The organism is Paraburkholderia sp. RL18-085-BIA-A (assembly GCF_046027075.1).
Lineage (GTDB): Bacteria > Pseudomonadota > Gammaproteobacteria > Burkholderiales > Burkholderiaceae > Paraburkholderia.
Genome location: NZ_JARESU010000112.1, coordinates 1 through 17,845 on the forward strand (window position 1 = coordinate 1; position 17,845 = coordinate 17,845).

16 protein-coding genes and 3 pseudogenes are annotated in these 17,845 nt (G+C 58.2%); 8 read left to right on the forward strand and 11 right to left on the reverse strand.

The features are described 5' to 3' along the window. Positions 1-297: pseudogene (locus P0D89_RS39945) on the forward strand (hypothetical protein); the annotation flags it as partial. Positions 298-644: 347 nt separating this feature from the next. Here the strand turns inward: P0D89_RS39945 and phaP are convergent. The 5 genes from phaP to P0D89_RS39970 form a co-directional block, all read right to left on the reverse strand. Then, a complete protein-coding gene (gene phaP, locus P0D89_RS39950; protein WP_408378275.1) occupies positions 645-1,175 on the reverse strand; it encodes a TIGR01841 family phasin in 531 nt (176 codons plus the stop codon). 154 nt (positions 1,176-1,329) lie between these two features. After that, positions 1,330-1,533: a cold-shock protein gene (locus tag P0D89_RS39955; protein ID WP_323047015.1), complete on the reverse strand. Its 204-nt coding sequence runs from the start codon at positions 1,531-1,533 to the stop codon at positions 1,330-1,332. A 1,153-nt stretch (positions 1,534-2,686) separates the two neighbouring features. Then, positions 2,687-3,007, reverse strand: coding sequence for a hypothetical protein (locus P0D89_RS39960; RefSeq protein ID WP_408378279.1), 321 nt, complete (start codon positions 3,005-3,007; stop codon positions 2,687-2,689). A gap of 146 nt (positions 3,008-3,153) precedes the next feature. Then, the gene (locus P0D89_RS39965; protein ID WP_408378282.1) at positions 3,154-3,390 is read right to left on the reverse strand and encodes a hypothetical protein; all 237 of its coding nucleotides are present in this window, start codon (positions 3,388-3,390) and stop codon (positions 3,154-3,156) included. 53 nt (positions 3,391-3,443) lie between these two features. Continuing rightward, positions 3,444-3,722, reverse strand: coding sequence for a hypothetical protein (locus P0D89_RS39970; protein WP_408378284.1), 279 nt, complete (start codon positions 3,720-3,722; stop codon positions 3,444-3,446). 1,033 nt (positions 3,723-4,755) lie between these two features. Here P0D89_RS39970 and P0D89_RS39975 point away from each other — a divergent pair. Further along, positions 4,756-5,718: an AraC-like ligand-binding domain-containing protein gene (locus tag P0D89_RS39975; protein WP_408378287.1), complete on the forward strand. Its 963-nt coding sequence runs from the start codon at positions 4,756-4,758 to the stop codon at positions 5,716-5,718. Between the two features lie 63 nt (positions 5,719-5,781). On the opposite strand, the gene P0D89_RS39980 is transcribed toward P0D89_RS39975, so the two are convergent. Further along, entirely contained in the window at positions 5,782-7,203 is a 1,422-nt protein-coding gene (locus P0D89_RS39980) for an amidase (protein ID WP_408378290.1), read from the reverse strand. A gap of 379 nt (positions 7,204-7,582) precedes the next feature. Then, positions 7,583-7,789, reverse strand: a pseudogene (locus P0D89_RS39985) (GTP-binding protein); the annotation flags it as partial. 676 nt (positions 7,790-8,465) lie between these two features. Between P0D89_RS39985 and P0D89_RS39990 the strand changes: the two are divergent. From P0D89_RS39990 to P0D89_RS40010, 5 genes are read left to right on the forward strand one after another with little or no spacing between them, the layout of a single operon-like run. Next, positions 8,466-9,695, forward strand: a complete 1,230-nt coding sequence (locus tag P0D89_RS39990) for an urea ABC transporter substrate-binding protein (protein ID WP_408368642.1) — start codon at positions 8,466-8,468, stop codon at positions 9,693-9,695. Positions 9,696-9,722: 27 nt separating this feature from the next. Further along, the gene (locus P0D89_RS39995) at positions 9,723-10,598 is read left to right on the forward strand and encodes an ABC transporter permease subunit (RefSeq protein WP_408368640.1); all 876 of its coding nucleotides are present in this window, start codon (positions 9,723-9,725) and stop codon (positions 10,596-10,598) included. 14 nt (positions 10,599-10,612) lie between these two features. Continuing rightward, on the forward strand, positions 10,613-12,430 hold the full coding sequence (locus P0D89_RS40000; protein ID WP_408378292.1) for an ATP-binding cassette domain-containing protein: 1,818 nt from the start codon (positions 10,613-10,615) through the stop codon (positions 12,428-12,430). Further along, positions 12,420-13,127, forward strand: coding sequence for an ABC transporter ATP-binding protein (locus tag P0D89_RS40005; protein ID WP_408368636.1), 708 nt, complete (start codon positions 12,420-12,422; stop codon positions 13,125-13,127). The genes P0D89_RS40000 and P0D89_RS40005 overlap by 11 nt, the downstream gene beginning before the upstream one ends. 2 nt (positions 13,128-13,129) lie before the next feature. Then, positions 13,130-14,758 carry an acyl-CoA synthetase gene (locus P0D89_RS40010; RefSeq protein ID WP_408378295.1) on the forward strand — a complete coding sequence of 543 codons (1,629 nt, stop codon included), beginning with the start codon at positions 13,130-13,132 and terminating at the stop codon, positions 14,756-14,758. A 682-nt stretch (positions 14,759-15,440) separates the two neighbouring features. Here P0D89_RS40010 and P0D89_RS40015 read toward each other — a convergent pair. Further along, positions 15,441-15,692, reverse strand: a complete 252-nt coding sequence (locus P0D89_RS40015) for a hypothetical protein (RefSeq protein WP_408368632.1) — start codon at positions 15,690-15,692, stop codon at positions 15,441-15,443. Positions 15,693-15,846: 154 nt separating this feature from the next. Between P0D89_RS40015 and P0D89_RS40020 the strand changes: the two are divergent. Further along, a pseudogene (locus P0D89_RS40020) lies at positions 15,847-16,419 on the forward strand (class I SAM-dependent methyltransferase); the annotation flags it as partial. A gap of 29 nt (positions 16,420-16,448) precedes the next feature. Here the strand turns inward: P0D89_RS40020 and P0D89_RS40025 are convergent. The 3 genes from P0D89_RS40025 to P0D89_RS40035 are packed head-to-tail and all read right to left on the reverse strand — an operon-like array spanning position 16,449 to position 17,843. After that, positions 16,449-16,688: a hypothetical protein gene (locus tag P0D89_RS40025; protein WP_408370748.1), complete on the reverse strand. Its 240-nt coding sequence runs from the start codon at positions 16,686-16,688 to the stop codon at positions 16,449-16,451. Further along, positions 16,685-16,951: an SDR family NAD(P)-dependent oxidoreductase gene (locus tag P0D89_RS40030; protein WP_408378297.1), complete on the reverse strand. Its 267-nt coding sequence runs from the start codon at positions 16,949-16,951 to the stop codon at positions 16,685-16,687. The genes P0D89_RS40025 and P0D89_RS40030 overlap by 4 nt, the downstream gene beginning before the upstream one ends. Then, positions 16,920-17,843, reverse strand: coding sequence for an NAD-dependent epimerase/dehydratase family protein (locus P0D89_RS40035; protein ID WP_408378316.1), 924 nt, complete (start codon positions 17,841-17,843; stop codon positions 16,920-16,922). Before P0D89_RS40035 ends, P0D89_RS40030 begins: the two co-directional genes overlap by 32 nt. Between the last annotated feature and the right edge of the window lie 2 nt (positions 17,844-17,845).

The window sequence follows — 17,845 nt, forward strand, 5'->3', positions numbered from 1 at the left end:
ACTGCATCGACGAACACCTATATCGCACCAGCCGCGCCCGTCTTCGTCGTGCCTGCGTATTACCCCGTTGCGTATCCGTACTACGGCTGGCCCGCGTGGTGGGGACCATCGGTGTCACTGAGCTTCGGCTATTGGGGCGGATGCTGTTACGGCGGGGGCCAGCACGGCTACTGGGGCCATGGATATCGGGGCGGTTGGGGCGGTCATGGCGGCTGGGGTGGCCACGGATACCCCGGGCGTGGTATGGGGGGTGGCCATTACTGGGGCGGTGGCGGAGGCCACGGGCATTCGCATTGAGCGACAGGAAGAAATGCGCTCGTGTTCAACAGTACCCCCACAGCTTGAACTTTGAACCCGTGCGCGAAAATGCTGTTGGACACTTTTGTGCACGTTGCCATCCGCCTGCATTAAAAGAATCCGCAAGCCAAGGGTCCTGCGAGAGGTGACTCTCCAGCCGAAAGCAAACCTATGGAAAGAGGCGCAGACCAGTTTGGGATGCGTCTGCGTTTCAGCTTCTTCGCCTGAGAATCAGGTCAGCTACTCGTGCTCCGGCTGCAAACCCCCGGGTGCCCCTCCGAGTAGACCATCTAAAGAAATGACCGTGAGTGCGGTCCTATCAGAAAATGTGAGGATTGCATGGCGATTTAAGCTTTGGTCATCGGCTTGCTTGCTTTGTCGATGAGCTCCACAGCCTCCTTCGCCGCAGCCGTGGCCTGCTGATTCAGTACTTTACCTGCGTCCGAAATTGCCTCGAAGCCCTTCGACCAGAAAGCGGTAATCACTTCGTTTTGCGCCGACGGGTTTTTCGCCAGGTTATCGATAATTACCTGAGTCTCACGGACGTACTCGCTGGCCAGCTTTTCAGTTGACGCGAGCAGTTGACTTTGCGTCTCTGTGGCAATTCCATTCACATGTTGCCAGTAGGCTTGCACCTTCTTCGTGGTCGCTTGCGACTGCCGGGATTGCAGTTCAAAGAAGGACTGCGGGTCCCTGGCGGAAAGAGCAAGGGCCTCCGACGCGACAGCCTCATTCTCCAGAATCGAAGCTTTGGCCGCCTGCAGGTTCAATGCGACGAGCTTTTCGTATGCCTCAAAACCGGTATTTAGAAATCCGTAAAGCGCCTCAACGCCGACCTTCTGTCCAGCGGCTGCCTGCTCGGGAACTTGCGTGTTCATCGGTTCTAACTCCAGTGTTAAATATAGGCATGTCGACTGATTCAGCCCGTCTTGAGCGGTGTCCCGCCCGTCGGCTTGATTACGTGGGCCCTGGGAATCTTGTTCTAGAGCGCGGGTCTTCATGCCGCACAATGCGTGCGGCACGGGCATGTGCCTAGAGCGGCTGGATATTTGCGGCCTGCTTGCCCTTCGGTCCCAGCTTGACCTCGAAGCTGACCTTTTGCCCATCGCTAAGAGACTTGAAGCCGTCCGACTTCACTTCGGAAAAATGGGCAAACAGGTCTTCGCCACCATCGTCCGGCGCGATGAACCCGAAGCCCTTTGCATCGTTGAACCACTTCACTGTGCCCGTCTGCATCATCTGATTCCAAGGAAGTAAAAAAGAGTCATTGACCCGCTGTAAAAACTCTAAAAGTGCCTCTGAAGGCGCTGGTGCAGGCGTGCGGACGCCGTGGGACACGCTATTTACCGGTTCCCGGTAAAAACAGTGTCTGGCCTGCGAATGGTTGTTCGGTTTGCAAGCCTGCTGCGATGGAACGCGAAGGGCAGGCATCTGTGCCACCGGCTTGTGTGCGCAAGTCAGCCGTTTTAAGCCTGTGCCGTCAGGTGCCCGCTATTTGTGGGGAGAGCGTTCTCGGGCGTAATGCATCCGACGCCTCGAATCTGCAGGGGCGCTGGCGAGACGGTCGAGCAATCGCTGTAGCCGTTCCTGTTGTCGTTGCAGGAGTCCGGGCGTTGCATACGCCTGAAGAACCCGAGCGCGCCAGTATGTCTGGGCGAACAACGAATCGGCGCCTTCTGCGCACAGGACCCGCTCAAGATGCGTAACTGCTGGGTCAAGGTTTTGAGGCGTGTAAGGGCTCACCCAGGCGCCTGCTTTGGTGGCAACGTTCACTGTGTTCTCTCTCAGTCATAGTTGTCTGACTAATGGCACCCTGCACAAGGTGCATCGGGCTCTCCGAGCGCGAATTGCTATTAGTCAGATGTTTAGTACGTTTTGCTAAACGAATTGAAAAAGGTACAGGAAACATGGCCCCCTATAAACCGGGTTTACCCGCCAATGTACAATCTCTTACTGCTCAAAATATGTGCCCCATTTATATGATGTATCGAGGCCGCTACGGTCGCTGGAAAGAAATTCCGGCGGTCGGCTTTTGAGTGCTGGTTTTTCTCTGCAGTCGGCTCTCGGCAACTTTTATCGAGATGACCATGGCAGGCCACAACTCATACAAGCCCAGCGAAATTGTGAAGGTTACGCTGGACTACCCGAGCCGGTGTCGATGCCGTGATGCTTTTAGTCAAATGTTTGCCGGCAGCTTCCTGACGTGAGTCTGTCGAGCAGATTCTGCGGGCAGGAAGCTGTGGCGCCCAGCTGTTCTCGTCGCAGTTGAAAACGTCAGGTGTTTGAACATCATTTCGTCGCCTCATTGTTCGATTCGATGGTCGCACTTTACGAGCACATCTCCCCGGCTGAGTTACGGCCTTAACCACGGCGGGGGCGGTAAATAAAATCACCGGTATCTACGGACCGAAGCAATCGCGGCGTCACACAGCGTTTCAAATGTACGGCTCTTGCAAGCCGTGCCGTCGCGAAGAAGTCCGCGACAAGGACGGCGGTAGGGAATAAGGCAGCGGCGAAGAAACCGGTTGTCGCCAAGAAATTGGGCACGGCCGCGCCGGAAACCGAAGGCAACGACCAAGAAGGTCGTGGCGACAAAGGCCACACTGACGAAGAAGCCGGCGGCGAAGAAAACTACCGCCAAAAAGGCAGTGAGCGCAAACGCGTCGGCTAAGAAAGCAGTTGCGAAGAACGCTGTGCCGGCTGCAGTCAAGAAAGCGCCGCGCAAGAGCGTGGCCGTGCCCGCTCCGGTAGCCACAGTCGAGTCTGGTGCCGAGGTGACGACCTAAACGGAGTTGTCGGGTGCCCGGTGGACCAATGATTCTCGGGTTCCACCTGGCACACCAAGGCGACGACGTTTTATTGCACCTGTGCCGTCTGACGTTGCGCGGCCTGCTGTTGGGCGTGCTGTTTGGCAAGGTGCCTACCGACCATGCAGCCGCCGACCGCGCCAACTACGGCGTGGTGCCCCGCGTAATGCCCAGCGACCCCGCCTACCACCGCGCCCTTGAGGCAGCCTGCGGCGTTTGGCGTGCCTGCCGTTGCGAAGGCCAGCGTGGTTGCAATCAAGGCGATTTTTATCGGGCTAGGTTTCATTCCAAAGTACTCTGAGGTTGAATTTTCCGCATGTGGCGCCGTGCGGCATCGTTTCAATATCCGTCCCGACCGTGCCCGCGCCTGTCGTGCTCACGCCATTCCTGGCGGCGCCATTCCCGTTCACGCCATTCGCGGGCTCGCCAGTCGTCGTCACCGCCATACGCGACGGCGACAGGTGCGGGGGCATACACGACGGGAGGTGGCGGCGCGTACACTGGCTCTGCCGGCGCATATACGGCTCCGGGGATGCCCAATCCGATGGCGACGTCGACGTGTGCCGATGCTGCAAGTACTGCCAGACCGAGAGCTGCGCCAAGAATCTTCTTGTTCATCTTCGCTACTCCCTCAGTTGAAAGGAATGTCCCCTCCGGAGCATTGCCCGGGGAGCTTGTTGCCGAACCTTTCCATCCCGTGCCATTCACTCATTCCTGCGTGCCATTGCGTCCTCGTTTGTCTGCGAGAAGACCGGCGCTGCCATCACCTGACGGGCGGAGCCCAGGGACGGACCCACCTCGTACCGGCCTGACTGCGGGAAGAGCCCTACTTGCTAAGGAGACTCTTTTTCAGGGTTTCTAGAGAACCTCCTTGCACCCAGGAAAACTCCTTTTTACAGATTTTAGGGAGCAGCGTTTATATGCTTCGCTGCTTCGAAGCTCGCAGTGCTGACGACTGCACTCGCGCCGGCGCGACGGTATCTGTCATCGCCGATTGCGGGACATCGCTTAATTATCCCGGGCGAGGGGTCAGTGCAATTAGTGAATTTGCCGGCCGTCTCGGCACAAGCCCTGGTGGCTATAGGTCTTCTCAAGGACCACGTCAGTCAATGAGATAGGCACGAACCACATTCGGCTGGCTCGCCATTTGCCGGGTGGGCAGTAATGCCTCGTACGCTCTCTTTTTGCCCCGTGGCAACGATACGAAACTTGGCTACTCAAACCAGATACAGTCACCCGTATGCGATGCCATTGCACCGTGAAGTTGGCAGAATAAAAAGACTTGCCTCGGAGTGCCACTTCATTGGACCACCGCCGCCGACAACAACTGAGAAGTCTTCTATAACTCAGGACGCAAGGAACGGCCATGAGCAACTCTGAAACTGCAACCGACTAATGGGCAAAGCCGCGCCGACGAACGGTCAGGCAGTGCCCGGCGCTCGATTGACCCGTTCATGAAACCCTTGCGCGCTGATATTTGGCGTTCTATGGTCAGAGAATGCTGATAGCTCCACCGCATCAAGCGCAGGAGAATGACGCAATGCAACAAAGGCTGAGCGCACGCGCCCATTGCCTTGCCGGCTCCGGAGCGACTTACCTGTCCGAGGCGGGCTGCAAGGACCATCGCTAACGTGCCGCTATCGGAACTGCAATGCAATATTTGTTCTCAACATCTTCAGTCGCGGCTCCTGAACGTTTCGACTACTGGCGAGACGTGGTTTGCAGTCACTGCATTCCCGCGACGAGCGACTCTCAATTTAGAGCTCAATTCGACGCTGAGATTATCGGCCGGTCAATCGGCGCCCTGGATGTGGCAAAGATGACCGGCCCGGAACACGAATGGGTTCGGGATTTCACTAATATCCGGTCCGGTCCTGAAAACAACCTCTGGCTTTCCTTTCTCGAGGACGGCATCGGCTACTTGGAGCAAAACGGCCGGCGGGTTGTCCAAAACCCGGGTGACGTGCTGCTGTACGATGCAGCGCGCCCATTCAGTTACACCATTTCGCCAGAGTCCTTCTTCATCGTCAGAATCCCGCGCGACTTGCTCCTTCGTCGCACCGCGAGCGCCGAGCGTGTAGTCGCCACCTCGTTAGGACCTGGCACGGGATTCAGAGCCGTACTCGGCGCGATGATTAAGGAGGCGTGCGAATCGCGGGAACTCAGCCAGTCGACGCCTGCTGAGTCGCGGATTGCTAGCGCAATACTGGACCTCGTGAGTGCAATCATCGACATCCACTCCGGGGAAGCGCCTGTTACGTCCTCGCAAGCCGCCTTGTATCGAAAAGCGCTCGCGTTCATTGAAGACAACATCGAGTACGCCGGCCTCGACGTCGACTACATTGCTTCGTCGATGCACGTCTCAACGCGAACATTGGCGCGTGCCTTCGCAGGACAGGCTACGACTCCCATGAAGTCCATCTGGCAAAAGCGGCTCGCGGCGAGCTACTGTGCACTTCGGGAAGGCGCGGTGAAAAATGTTACGGACGCCGCGATGACGTTTGGCTTTTGTGACGTATCCCACTTCAGCCGCTCGTTCAAAAAGAGCTACGGCGTTACGCCTCAGAGCGTATTGCTTCGAAACAGGGAGTCGGTTGACTGTTCTGAAGGCTGAATAACGTGTGCGGACACCACGTACAGCAACGCCGCATCTCCTTGATGACGCGGCGTTTTCTTTTCAATAAGAAGCCAGGTTGGGGCTCTTCGTATGATAGTCAGTTGCGGACTGGAACGCATGACCCACAGAGAACAGTTTCGACTCTGAGAACGGCGCACCAATAATCTGCATGCCGACCGGCAGTCCGCCGGAATCGAAACCACATGGCACGTTGAGAGACGGAAGACCCGTCAGGCTCGGTACTCCCGTGAACTGCATGATTGCCGAGAGCATATCCTCTTCCACCCCGTTCTCAATCACGACGGTTGTGGCGCCCAAGGCTGTGGCGGTAAAAGGCAACGTTGGACACACGAAGACGTCGACCTCCTTGAATGCCTCGATGAATTCCGCGCGCAACACCGACCTGTAGCGCTGTGCCTGAAGATAGTGCGTGGCTAGAAGCATCTCCCCGACCTCTAACAATGTCCGTACGTCATCGCCGTAGTCGCCCGGCCTTTCACGTAACGATTTCTGGTGATAGGTGCTCGGCTCGGCAGATTCGATGGTGAGCTGCGCGGAGATATTGCCTTCGATGTGATTGATGTCGACTTCGACGAGTTGGGCCCCTAAACGTTCGAACGTCCGCAGCGCCTGTTCTACGGCCCGCTTCACGTCGGCCTGAAGGTGAGAGAAGAAGTAGCGAGGCACCACGCCGATTCGGAGCCCCCTGACACCCGAATTCAGTCGAGAAAGATAGTCATCCACAGGGACCGGCGAGGTTGCTGGGTCAGTTGGGTCGGGGCCCGCAATCGCGTTGAACATCAACGCACAATCCTCGACGGTTCGAGTCATTGGCCCCGCAGTGTCCATGGACCATGCGAGAGGGATAATCCCAGAGTTGCTGACTCTTCCGTAGGTGGGTCGCAAGCCGACCACGCCGTTAATCGCTGATGGTAGCCGGATGGAACCACCCGTGTCTGTGCCCAGTGCGCCAAAGCACAGGCCTGCGGCCACGGCAGCACCTGAACCACCGCTCGACCCGGCGGGAAATTTGCTGGTATCCCAAGGATTGCGGACGTGACCGTAGTGGGGGTTTGCGGAAGTGCCACCCCAGGCGAATTCGTGCATGTTCGTTTTTCCAACGAACACCGCCCCAGCCTGTTTAAGTTTCGCTATTACCGTCGCGTCTTTGTCGGGATGCCAATTTCCTAACACCTTGCTGCCGGCGGTAGTCCTCTGCCCCTGGATGCCCACGTTGTCCTTGATTCCCAACGGGATGCCATGGAGCGGTCCGAGGTCATAGCCAGCGGACAACAACAGTTCGGCAGCAGTCGCCGCCTTTTTCGCCGTTTCTTCGGTGACGGAAATGAATGCACGCAAGGTGCTGTTATGTCGCTCGATTTCTTGAAGCGATGCGTTCAACAGGTCTGTCGGGCTGACTTCGCCGCTTCGAACAAGCTTAGCGGCGGTTGCAATCGATAATCTGGCGAGTTCACTGCTCATGCGACACCTCACCGTGAACGACTGTCTGGAGGAAGCCCGTGATTGGTGACACCTGCGCGAACTCAGGCGCACTCATCTTCGCCGACAAGGCATTTGCGTCCTTCAACCACACCGCGAGAACCTGACTAACTGCTGCTACTCGACCGTGTTCGAGTGGCAGATTTGAGTGTTCAGCTATGGTCCTGACCAGCTGCTCCACACTCGCGTTGGGCATCATATTTCTCCTTCGTTGACGACGTCCTGAGCGTACCTTGCCGAATTGCCAATAGCTTGTGCGTGCGCGCCATCGTGATGGAACAACAAAGTCACGGCATTGTGCCGGCTGCCAACAGGCGAGGTCCTCTGTGGAGAACATGGGCAGAAAGAACCCCCCCGATTATCAGCATCGGTGCCTGCCCCGTTCCTGCAGCGCCGGTGTCAGTGCGGTTTGAACGAGGCAGCTCCCGAGCGCCTCTCGGAGTTCGGGCTCGCGCAAGCGACGCCCGATGAAGACCATGTTGGAGACGCGCTCCCGCTGATCACAAGGCTGTCCCGCATCTGAGCGCACCACCATATGAACGCCTTGAAGCACGACTTTTCTCTCAGAGCCAGCATATGAAAGCGCAGAGGTAACGCATCAGGTCGGCGCCGTGCGTCTGAAATTGGTGCCGTTCTAGGCCGGATTCTGTTTTCAAGGGTGTAAACAAGGACGTCCAACGCCTCCGGGTCAATGGTGCCTTCTCCTTAAGAATTTCTTCGATGGACCCGCAATGCGGCATCAGACCCTTGTCCGGGAATGTTCGATTTTCGCGTCCATGCCAGTCCTTACAGGCGAGTCCATGTAACCCTGGTATTCGCCGCCATAAATCCGGCTTGACTGCCAGAGGCCTGGTCATCGTCTTAAACGGACAGCCATCTGCCGCGTGACGTGAAGCGCGGGAATGCCAGTCATCGGGTCCGTTCGATTCATCAGCAATCACCCTGATATGGCGTACCGGGACTATCCGGTTGTCCGTGGTATGCAAGCGAGCCCAGGTGCCAGCCTGTTACTGTCACAAACACCACATCCTTCCGCAGTGGACCCGCGCAGACCATCTTCAAAACAAGCAGAGAACGGGCTGTCGCGTTGCTGCTGCCGGGAGGCAACGTGGCATATGCCACGGCGCGCTTCCTAACGTATGGGCATCAATTCCAGCGACAAGGTAGCTCGTGTCGCCCGGCTTGCCTCGTCGATTTCGGGACGCACTCGGCTTCGAACAGCCCTTTACTCTCGCGGAGATTCTATGAATCGAGCATTTCGTTGGCTTGCATTATGTTGCCTGGCATTCTCAACGCAGTACCCCGCGATAGCCGCGGACAAGGAGCCGATTGTTGTCGGCAGCGTCCTTGATGAGACTGGTGCGCTCAACGTCTACGGTAAGGCGATGGCAGATGCTACGAAGCTTGCCGTCAAGTCCATCAATGACGCCGGGGGGGTGCTGGGGCGTCCGCTCAAGCTCGTCACCTACGATGCCCAGTCAGATAACGCGAAGTACACGAGCTATGCGAACCAGCTCGCGCTGCGAGACCATGCATCCGTCATCATGGGCGGCATAACCAGTGCTTCGCGCGAGGCCATGCGCCCCGTAGCGGACCGCAACAAGACACTGTATTTCTACAATGAGCAGTATGAAGGAGGCGTTTGCGACAAAAACGTTTTCCTCACCGGCATTGTTCCCTCTCAACAAATCCCACCGCTTGTCGACTGGGCGATTAAGAACGGAAAGAAGAAGTTTTACGTTCTGGCAGCCGATTACAACTACGGCCATATCTCGACGGATTGGGTGAAGCAGTATGTGACAAAAGCTGGCGGTAGCGTCGTCGGCGCCGAATTCATTCCGCTTGATGTCAGCGAGTTCGGCTCGGTCATCTCGAAACTGCAGGAGGCGAAACCTGACGTGGTGCTCTCTCTTCTGGTTGGTGGCAACCACATCGCCTTTTATCGACAGTTTGCGTCTGCAGGCCTGTCGAGCCGTATGCAGATTGTCTCCGCGACGTTCGGACTCGGAAACGAACAGGTGGTCCTGGGTCCCAAGGAAGCGAGCGGCATCGTCGTCGCCTTTCCCTACTTTCAAGAGGACTCTTCTGAAGGCAACATGAAGTTCCGCGAGGCGTGGACGAAGGCTTACGGAGCCAACTACCCCTACATCACGGACAGCGCTGCAGCCGTCTGGAACGGTTGGCACCTGTGGGCCTTGGCTGTCGACAAGGCAGGCAGCACAGACCGCGAGAAGGTCATTAAGGCGCTTGAAAGTGGTGTCAGCTTCGACGGTCCTTCAGGCAAGGTCACAGTAGACGGTCCGACACACCATGTGGTTCAGAACGTCCACATTGCGCGCGCTGATGAAAAGCATGGGTTCACAGTTATTGGCGAGGAGAAATCTGTTCCGCCGAGCTATGAACAAACCGTGTGCGACCTTGTTGCACGACCCAATACCGCAAAGCAGTTCACGCCTTCGGCTAAAGCCAACTAGACGACGTACTGCCACGGACGAATAGACATGGAAGCCTCAAGCCTAGGTTGGTTCATCAATATGGCTGTGTCCGTCGGACTCAGCATCGCAATTCTCGTGTTGGTCTCGCTCGGGCTATCAGTGCTCTTCGGCATGATGGGGATTATCAACCTGGCCCATGGAGAGTTTCTGATGTTTGGCGCGTTCGGAACGCTTGCTGGTGTCAGGGGGGGCCTTCCTCTGCCCGTTGCAATGTTGGTTTCGACGCTCGCCGTTGCGGCCTTCGGCTGGGTAGTCGAACGGGCATTGATTCGATTCCTGTATGGCCGCCTGATGGACAGCATGCTGGCGACCTGGGGCCTGAGTCTCATCATGTCGCAAGGCGCAGTCTTCGTATTTGGCGCCACGACGCAAGGAATTGCCACTCCGGGAGGAAGCATCCACCTCGGCGGGTACTCCGTCTCCGCCTATTCCGTCGTTCTTATTCTGGCCGCGCTCGCACTCCTCGCATTCGTCTATGCGGTGTTTACGCGTACGAGGTACGGCGTCATGGCTCGGGCTGCGGTTCAGAGACCCCAGATGGCGTCGGCCGTCGGCATCGACCCGCGACGCATCAACTCTTTAACGTTCATGTTCGGTGCAGCGCTTGCGGGCGCGGCTGGCGCATTGCTTGCCCCGATGGTAGGCGTGATGCCAACGATGGGAGAGGCATATATCGCTCGTGCGTTCATGACGGTGGTTGTGGGTGGCTCGGGCGTGCTCACTGGCGCCGCCGCGGCTTCTGCGCTGCTTGGCGGAGTCGAGAACGTTGTGTCATACCTGTTTACCCCGTTCCTCGGACAAGCGGCTCTGCTGGTCCTGGCCATTTGCCTTGTACGCGTGCTGCCGACCGGTATCTCGGGTCGTCTGCGGCGCAAACTCTGAATGAGACGCTGACCATGAATCCATCAAACAGTGCCCTGAAATTGCGCCTCATCGGTTGCGCAGTCGTCGCGCTGGTCGCTCTCGCGCTTGGATTTGCGATGCCGGAATTCGCGACCTTGCAAGCGACGAACTGGGCACTATTCGGGCTGCTTGCAGTCAGCCTTACGCTGGTCTGGGGGCATGGTGGCATATTCAGCTTCGGACAAGGCGCCTTCTTCGGAATCGGCGCCTATGCGTACAGCGTCGCAGCCATGAACATCTTGCCCGCTACCAATGAGACTGTATCTTCGGTCGTCGTTGCAGCACTCGCGGCTGCGGCGCTGGCGGCCTTGGTTGGATACTTCATCTTCTATGGCAACGTCGGGGACGTCTACGTTGGAATCATCACGCTCGCGATGACCCTCGTGCTTTTCACCGTTCTGTCGAGCACGGCTGACCCCAAATACCATATTGGAGAGGCTCAACTCGGCGGCTACAACGGAATCTCGGGCGTCCCACCCATCACCTTGCCCCTCGGGGAATCCGGAACCGCCCTGACAGTCGTTCAGTCGTACTCCACCGTGATTCTGGTTTGCGCATTGATTGTTGCAGGCCTGTACGTTCTCCTTCATCGCCCGTTTGGCCGTGTTCTTACCGCTCTCACGCAGAACGAGTTGCGCACTCAACTTCTGGCCTTCGATGTCCGGCTCCGCAAGCTTGCAGTGTTCACGATTGGCGGAGCGATTGCCGGTATCGCGGGTGCCTTCTACGCCGCATGGGCTATGTTCATAAGCCCGGTGGTCTTCGGACTGGCGCTGGCAGCGCAGGTGGTGATTTGGGTCCTGGTTGGCGGTCGGGTGTCATTCGCTGGAGCTTTCATTGGAACCTTGCTCGTACAGTCGCTGTCCTTCGCGCTGGGCGGTGGTGCTGGAGACGCAACACCCATCGTCCTTGGCGTTGTGCTCATCGCGGTCGTTCTGTTCCTGCCGTCTGGAATCGTTCCGGCCTTAGCCAAACTCCTGGTCGCAAAACGGAAATCGGATTCGGCTGGCGCAGCAGCCGCCTATGCTTCACTGCCTCAGGAACAGAGAGTTGCAGAGCTGCCTTTTCGCAGCGAGTCCAGCGGCGCCGCACTCAGCGCCACTGGACTGGAAAAGCGCTTTGGCGGCGTTCGAGCCGTGCAGAAGGCAACAGTCAACTTCGGTCAGAAGGGTGTTCATTGCCTTATTGGCCCGAACGGCGCTGGCAAGAGCACGTTCTTCAACCTTCTCGTCGGCCGCTTTCCTCCGAATCGTGGCGCCATCGAACTTGACGGTCGACCGATTACGCATATGAAATCACACGACCGGGTGAGGAACGGACTAGGAATCAAGCTGCAGGTGGCCAGCATCTTCACTGAACTGTCGGTACGCGAGAACCTCTGGCTAGCCGCGTATGGGCGTCGACGAGACAAGGCAGCGGCCGACCTTCGCTCCGCGGAAATGTTGGACTGGCTGGCACTCGCGCACCGCGCGGATGACAGTGCGGGGTCGCTGTCCCATGGGCAGAAGCAGTGGCTGGAGATTGGCATGGTCATCGCCGCTGAACCCTCGGTGGTACTGCTCGATGAGCCAACAGCCGGAATGACGAGGGAGGAGACTGCCCGCATGGCTGCGATGGTGCGCCTGCTCGGACAGAGTGTCTCTGTCATCGTCGTCGAGCATGACATGGAATTTGTGCGGGCGCTGGACGTTCCCGTCACCGTCTTCCACCAGGGAAACGTCTTCGCATCCGGGTCGCTTGAAGAACTGCGACGCGACGAGCGGATTCTCGACATCTATCTGGGGCGACAAGGACATGGGCATGTTGCTTGAACTGAAGAACCTTCGCGCCGGCTACGGGCAAACGCCTGTGTTGCACGGTCTCGACCTGGAGCTGGAGCAGGGGCAGATGATTTCCATCCTTGGGCGAAACGGAGTTGGAAAAACGACGCTCTTGCGTGCCATCGTTGGAGCCATCCCGGTGCAGCAAGGCGAGATTCTCTTCGATGGCTTTTCGATACGAGACATGCCAATGCACAAGCGCGCCCACCGCGGAATTGCATACGTTCCCCAGGGCCGCGACATCTTTCCATCCTTGTCGGTGCTCGACAACTTGAAAGCGGCGGCGTTCGGCACGAAGCGCAGCGACTGGCGCGAAGCGGTTGACGGGCTGCTCTCCGAGTTTCCGATGCTTCGCGAAAAAGCCGACGAGCGCGGAGATTCGCTAAGTGGCGGCCAGCAACAGATTCTGGCTCTGGCACGGGCACTCATCACGCGCCCATCGTTGCTGCTTCTCGACGAGCCATCCGAAGGGATACAACCTTCAATCGTTGACCAGATAGCTGCGACTGTCCGGAAAATCAATGAACGTGAGGGCATCGCGGTCATTGTGGTTGAACAGAATCTGGAGTTTGTTGCCCGCATGGGCGCGCATTGCCGACTGGTTGACAAAGGTCGTGTTGTGTTCGACTGTGACCCGGAAAAGATAATCAACGATGCCGACCTGCAGCGGCAGTACCTGGGAGTTTGACTATGCTGCGCGGAGACACCAGCTACGAATCTGAAGTTAAAGAATTTCGCTGGAACATTCCCGAAAAGTACAACATTGGGGTGGATGTGTGCGATAAGTGGGCGGCGCTCGACCCGGAGCAGCCGGCGTTGATTCACGAGCACGGCAACGGGCACATCACTCGCGTCTCCTTCGGCGAGCTCCGGCGGAGAAGCAATCAGACAGCGAACTGCCTGCGAAAGCGCGGTGTCACGAAAGGAAGTCGCGTCGCAATCCTCCTCGCCCAATCGCCGCAAACCGCGTTTGCCCATATTGCCGCCTTCAAGGCAGGCGCGATTTCCGTTCCGCTCTTCGCACTGTTCGGAGAGGAAGCGTTGGAGTACCGCCTGCGCGATAGCGGAGCCAGCGTGCTCGTCACCGATACCGGGGGAGCAAGAAAAATTGCCGCCATCAGGCAGAAGCTGCCAGCATTGATGACCGTCCTGGTCACCGATTCCGATTCGGGCGTCACGGCAGTTGAGGGTACGGAAAACTTTGACGACGCAATTGATGCGGAGTCCGACGCGTTCGAGCCCGTGGAGACCAACGCGGATGACCCGGCGGTCATCATCTATACATCAGGAACTACCGGGAAGCCCAAAGGCGCACTGCATGCCCACCGCGTTCTGTTGGGCCATTTGCCCGGCGTAGAGATGTCACACGGTGGAAGTATCAAACGAGGCGACCTTTTCTGGACTCCAGCCGACTGGGCATGGATTGGCGGTTTGCTCGATGTACTGCTGGCGGCCCTGCACCACGGCGTGCCGGTGGTCTCACGCCGCTTCAGCAAGTTCGATGCGGCGTCTGCCTTCGATTTGATGAGCCGTCATGGCGTCACGCATGTTTTCCTGCCACCGACGGCGCTGAAGATGCTGCGTGCCGAAAAGGCGCCTTTAGAACGCTGGCAATTGCATCTGCGTTCGGTCGCAAGCGGCGGGGAATCGTTGGGCGTCGAACTCCTGGGGTGGGGCCGGGAAGCTTTGGGCGTGACCATGAACGAGTTCTATGGCCAGACCGAATGCAATATGGTCGTGTCCTCCTGCGACGCCTGGTTCGCGGCCCGGCCGGGAGCAATCGGGCGGGCCGTGCCAGGTCATGACATCCGGATAGTGGACGACCAGGGCGTGCCCGTACCGACAGACGCGGTTGGAAACATTGCGGTTCGTTCGCCGGACCCCGTGATGTTTCTTGGCTACTGGAACAATCCGTCGGCTACCGCCGAGAAGTTCGCGGGAGCGTATCTGCTGACAGGCGACCTAGGTTGCATGGATGCGGACGGATTCATCCACTACGTGGGTCGCAACGACGACGTAATCACGAGCGCTGGATACCGTATTGGGCCAGGACCGATTGAGGACTGTTTGCTCGGTCATCCGGCCGTGAAGCTGGTAGCGGTTGTCGGCGTGCCGGACCCCACACGCACCGAGGTGGTGAAGGCATTCGTTGTTCTGGCCGACGGATTCACCGCTTCGGCGAGCCTGACCCGAGAATTGCAGGACCACGTGCGCATGCGTCTGGCTGCACACGAGTACCCTCGGCTCGTCGAATACATCGATTCGCTTCCAATGACCTCAACAGGAAAGATAATCCGGCGGGAGTTGCGAACTCGCTAACTGTAGCTGCCGGGCGACGGGCAGTCGGCGTTGCCCGCCGGCACGGGGACGGCAACCGGGTGTGCCGTACGGGCTGCGATAGCGGCGAGCAGTCGCCGGGCATTCGGCCCGGCCCGGAAGGCGTGGCGGCCTTTTAGGGCGACAGCCAGCTCAGGCGGAATTCCAGTCCCATGAGTGAGAAGAAGGAACAGCGGCCTTTTTCCGGATAAATCGGCGACTAAACTGTTCGGTACGCCCGGGACAGCACCGCATTGCCTTGATTCCCGGCTCGATGCGGCCAATTTTATGATGTGTCCCCCGACACGTCAAGGAGCTGAAAATGCCATCCCCCAGAAAGTCCACGCCGGGTCCCGAGGCCGACACGAGCAGGAAAAAAGAGGTAGCAGGGCCGAAAAAAACCGCTGACAAGGCGCAAAGTCATAAGGGCACGCAAGTGGCAAAGCGTGCCAAAAGCAAGGCTAAAGGCTGAGTCACCCAAACCCCCGTCCACGCACCGGGGACACCAGGCTTTCACCGCCATACTCGCTGGGCCTACGGCGTGCTCGCTGCATTTGAGGCGGCTCAAGCGCGCGTATCAGGTTCTCGACTGGACAGCAAAAAGCCTCGCCTCGCGAGGAGGCTTTTTTCGCACGGTACGTTGCCGCGTCAGGTGTTCAGCGCACTCAGTTTTGCAATGAAGTTACTAGCCGGTGGCGCGCTTCTCGTCAAGACCGAAGTACGGGTTCGTGCGAAACAGGTTTTGAACAGTCTTGGTCCAACAGATAGGTCTCATCGTCGAATGTACCCAGGGCGTGTCGAGGGCCTTGTTTTCAGCGCGCCATTGCTCAATTTTCCGCTGGCATCCTCCGTCCGCGTGGCCGAGGGCGAGCCTTCGCGTTGCGAGGATGACGCGCGCCTGAATACCGGCAGCAAAGGCCATGCGCAAGTCATTCAACTTGAGTTCCTCGCGGTGAGGACTGCCGCGGTCAAGCAACGCTTGTGGTGGTCCCCTCAACTGGACGCTGGATTTTAACTTTGTCGCTGGCCGAAGACAGCGTGCCGGCCCGGCATCGCTTCGCAACAGCGCGACGAAACATGGAGAGGCTGGCGTGGAACGAGACGAATTCAGCGCTTTCGAGCACCAAGGCTGGGAGATGGTCGCGCATCCGTATCACTCGTATTTTGGCGACTTGACCATACAATCCAACAGCCCCCTGCTTGACGCACTCGATGTCCGCCCCGGCGTTCGCTTTCTGGATGTCGCGTCCGGTCCTGGTTATCTCGCCGCGGCAGCGGCGCGTCGAGGTGCCGACGTCGTTGGCGTTGATTTCGCGGAGGCGATGGTCGAACAGGCAAGATGCACCTATCCCGCGCTGCCCTTCCGTATCGGCAGCGCGGAGGACCTACCTTTTTCCGACGAGAGTTTTGACACCGTTGGCATCAGCTTCGGGATGTTGCATTTCTCTCATCCGGAGAACGCGCTCGCCGAGGCGTTTCGAGTACTACGGCCTGGCGGCCGGATTGCTTTTACGGTCTGGGCGACACCGGACAAGGCCGTCGGATTCGCGATGGTGCTCAAAGCCATTGAAGCGCACGGCCGTCTGGATGTTCCACTCCCCTCGGGACCTCCATTCTTTAGGTTCAGCGACTGGCACGAATGCGAACGCGCTCTGAGCGACGCGGCGGTAGAATTGCTTGCAAACGAATGGCCTTAAACCCCAGAATGAGCAGCTGCTCGCTGTGCCGCCGCACGCTGCGCCGCCTGCTCCTGTGTGTGCTGTTTCGCGAGATGGTGACCGACAATACATCCGCCTACCGCGCCGACCACCGCGTGATGACCGGCCACACCACCGACGACAGCGCCCTTAAGGCAGCCGGCGGCGTTTGCCGTTCCGACGCTTGCAAGAAGGAGTGCTGCTGCGACCAGCCTGAATTTGTTTCCAGTTTTTATGTTGTTTGTACGCGTGTGTTGGGGGCAAAGGTATTCTTCGAAGCAAGCTCTCGCGCCATGCACTGGGCCATCCCCCTGAGGGCGAATTTGCCCAGCGCAAATGGCGTCGAGCCAGGTAAGCCTTTCACGCTCGCCGTTGCGCCCGTCAGCAGGATGGAGCCGTGTCGGCGAGCGAGCATTCGAACGGCTGCATACTCGGTGCGGCTGCGCGCACTTGCCATGTCGTGCTCGTCAATACGAATGGTGGCGCAGCCAGTCAGCATAGGTAGCAATGCCTTCCTTCAGAGAGACGGAGGGCACGTAACCCAGGACTTCCCGAGCACGCGTCTGGTCAAACGGTGCGTTCTGGTCCAGTACATCGATGGTGCCGGGTCCAATTTCAATCTGCGCATCTGGGAATTGCTCATTCACGAGCGCCGCGACTTCAGCGTAGGACCGTTGGTCATTCGCAGTTACGTTGAACACGCTGTATTTCGAAATGTCGGCTTTAAGCGCGAGAATGCTCGCACGCGCGACGTCGCTGACGTGCACATACTGGAAGCGGTATTCCCGACCTGAGTCTTCCCACGTAGGCGCGCCATCAATGGCATTGCGCAGCATCGTCTTGAGATAGCACTGCATGAACTGACCGGGTCCGTAAATCCAGCCCGGCCGCAGAGACACGATTCGCATGCCATACAGGCTGTTATAGACGGCAGCTAGCTTTTCCGTGAATACCTTCGTCGCGCCATAGGGTGTGGTCGGGTTGAGCGGCGCATCCTCGGTCACCGTGTCCAGCTCGTCGTTGTTCCCGTAAGCGCACTCCGAACTGAAATTGACGACGTGTCGAATATGCTTTAGCCGCGCCGCTTCGAAGACATTGGTCGTACCCAGTGCATTGGTCACCACGGTCTGATACGGAATTTCTCGCGAGAAAAACGGGTGGGAAATCGCCGCGGTATGAATGATTTCAGTGACCGAGAAGCGTTCGATTGTCTCGAGCAGCAGTGGCAAGTCGTTCAGGTCACCCTGCACATACTTCAGGCCGCCCCGGTCATCGTCTTCACGTGCGCGACGGTCATAACTGACCGCACTCCGGTCGCGGTCGCACAGTTGGGAAAGTAGCGTCTGCCCGAGAAACCCGCAGCCTCCTGTAACCATAATAGTCATTGTCACCT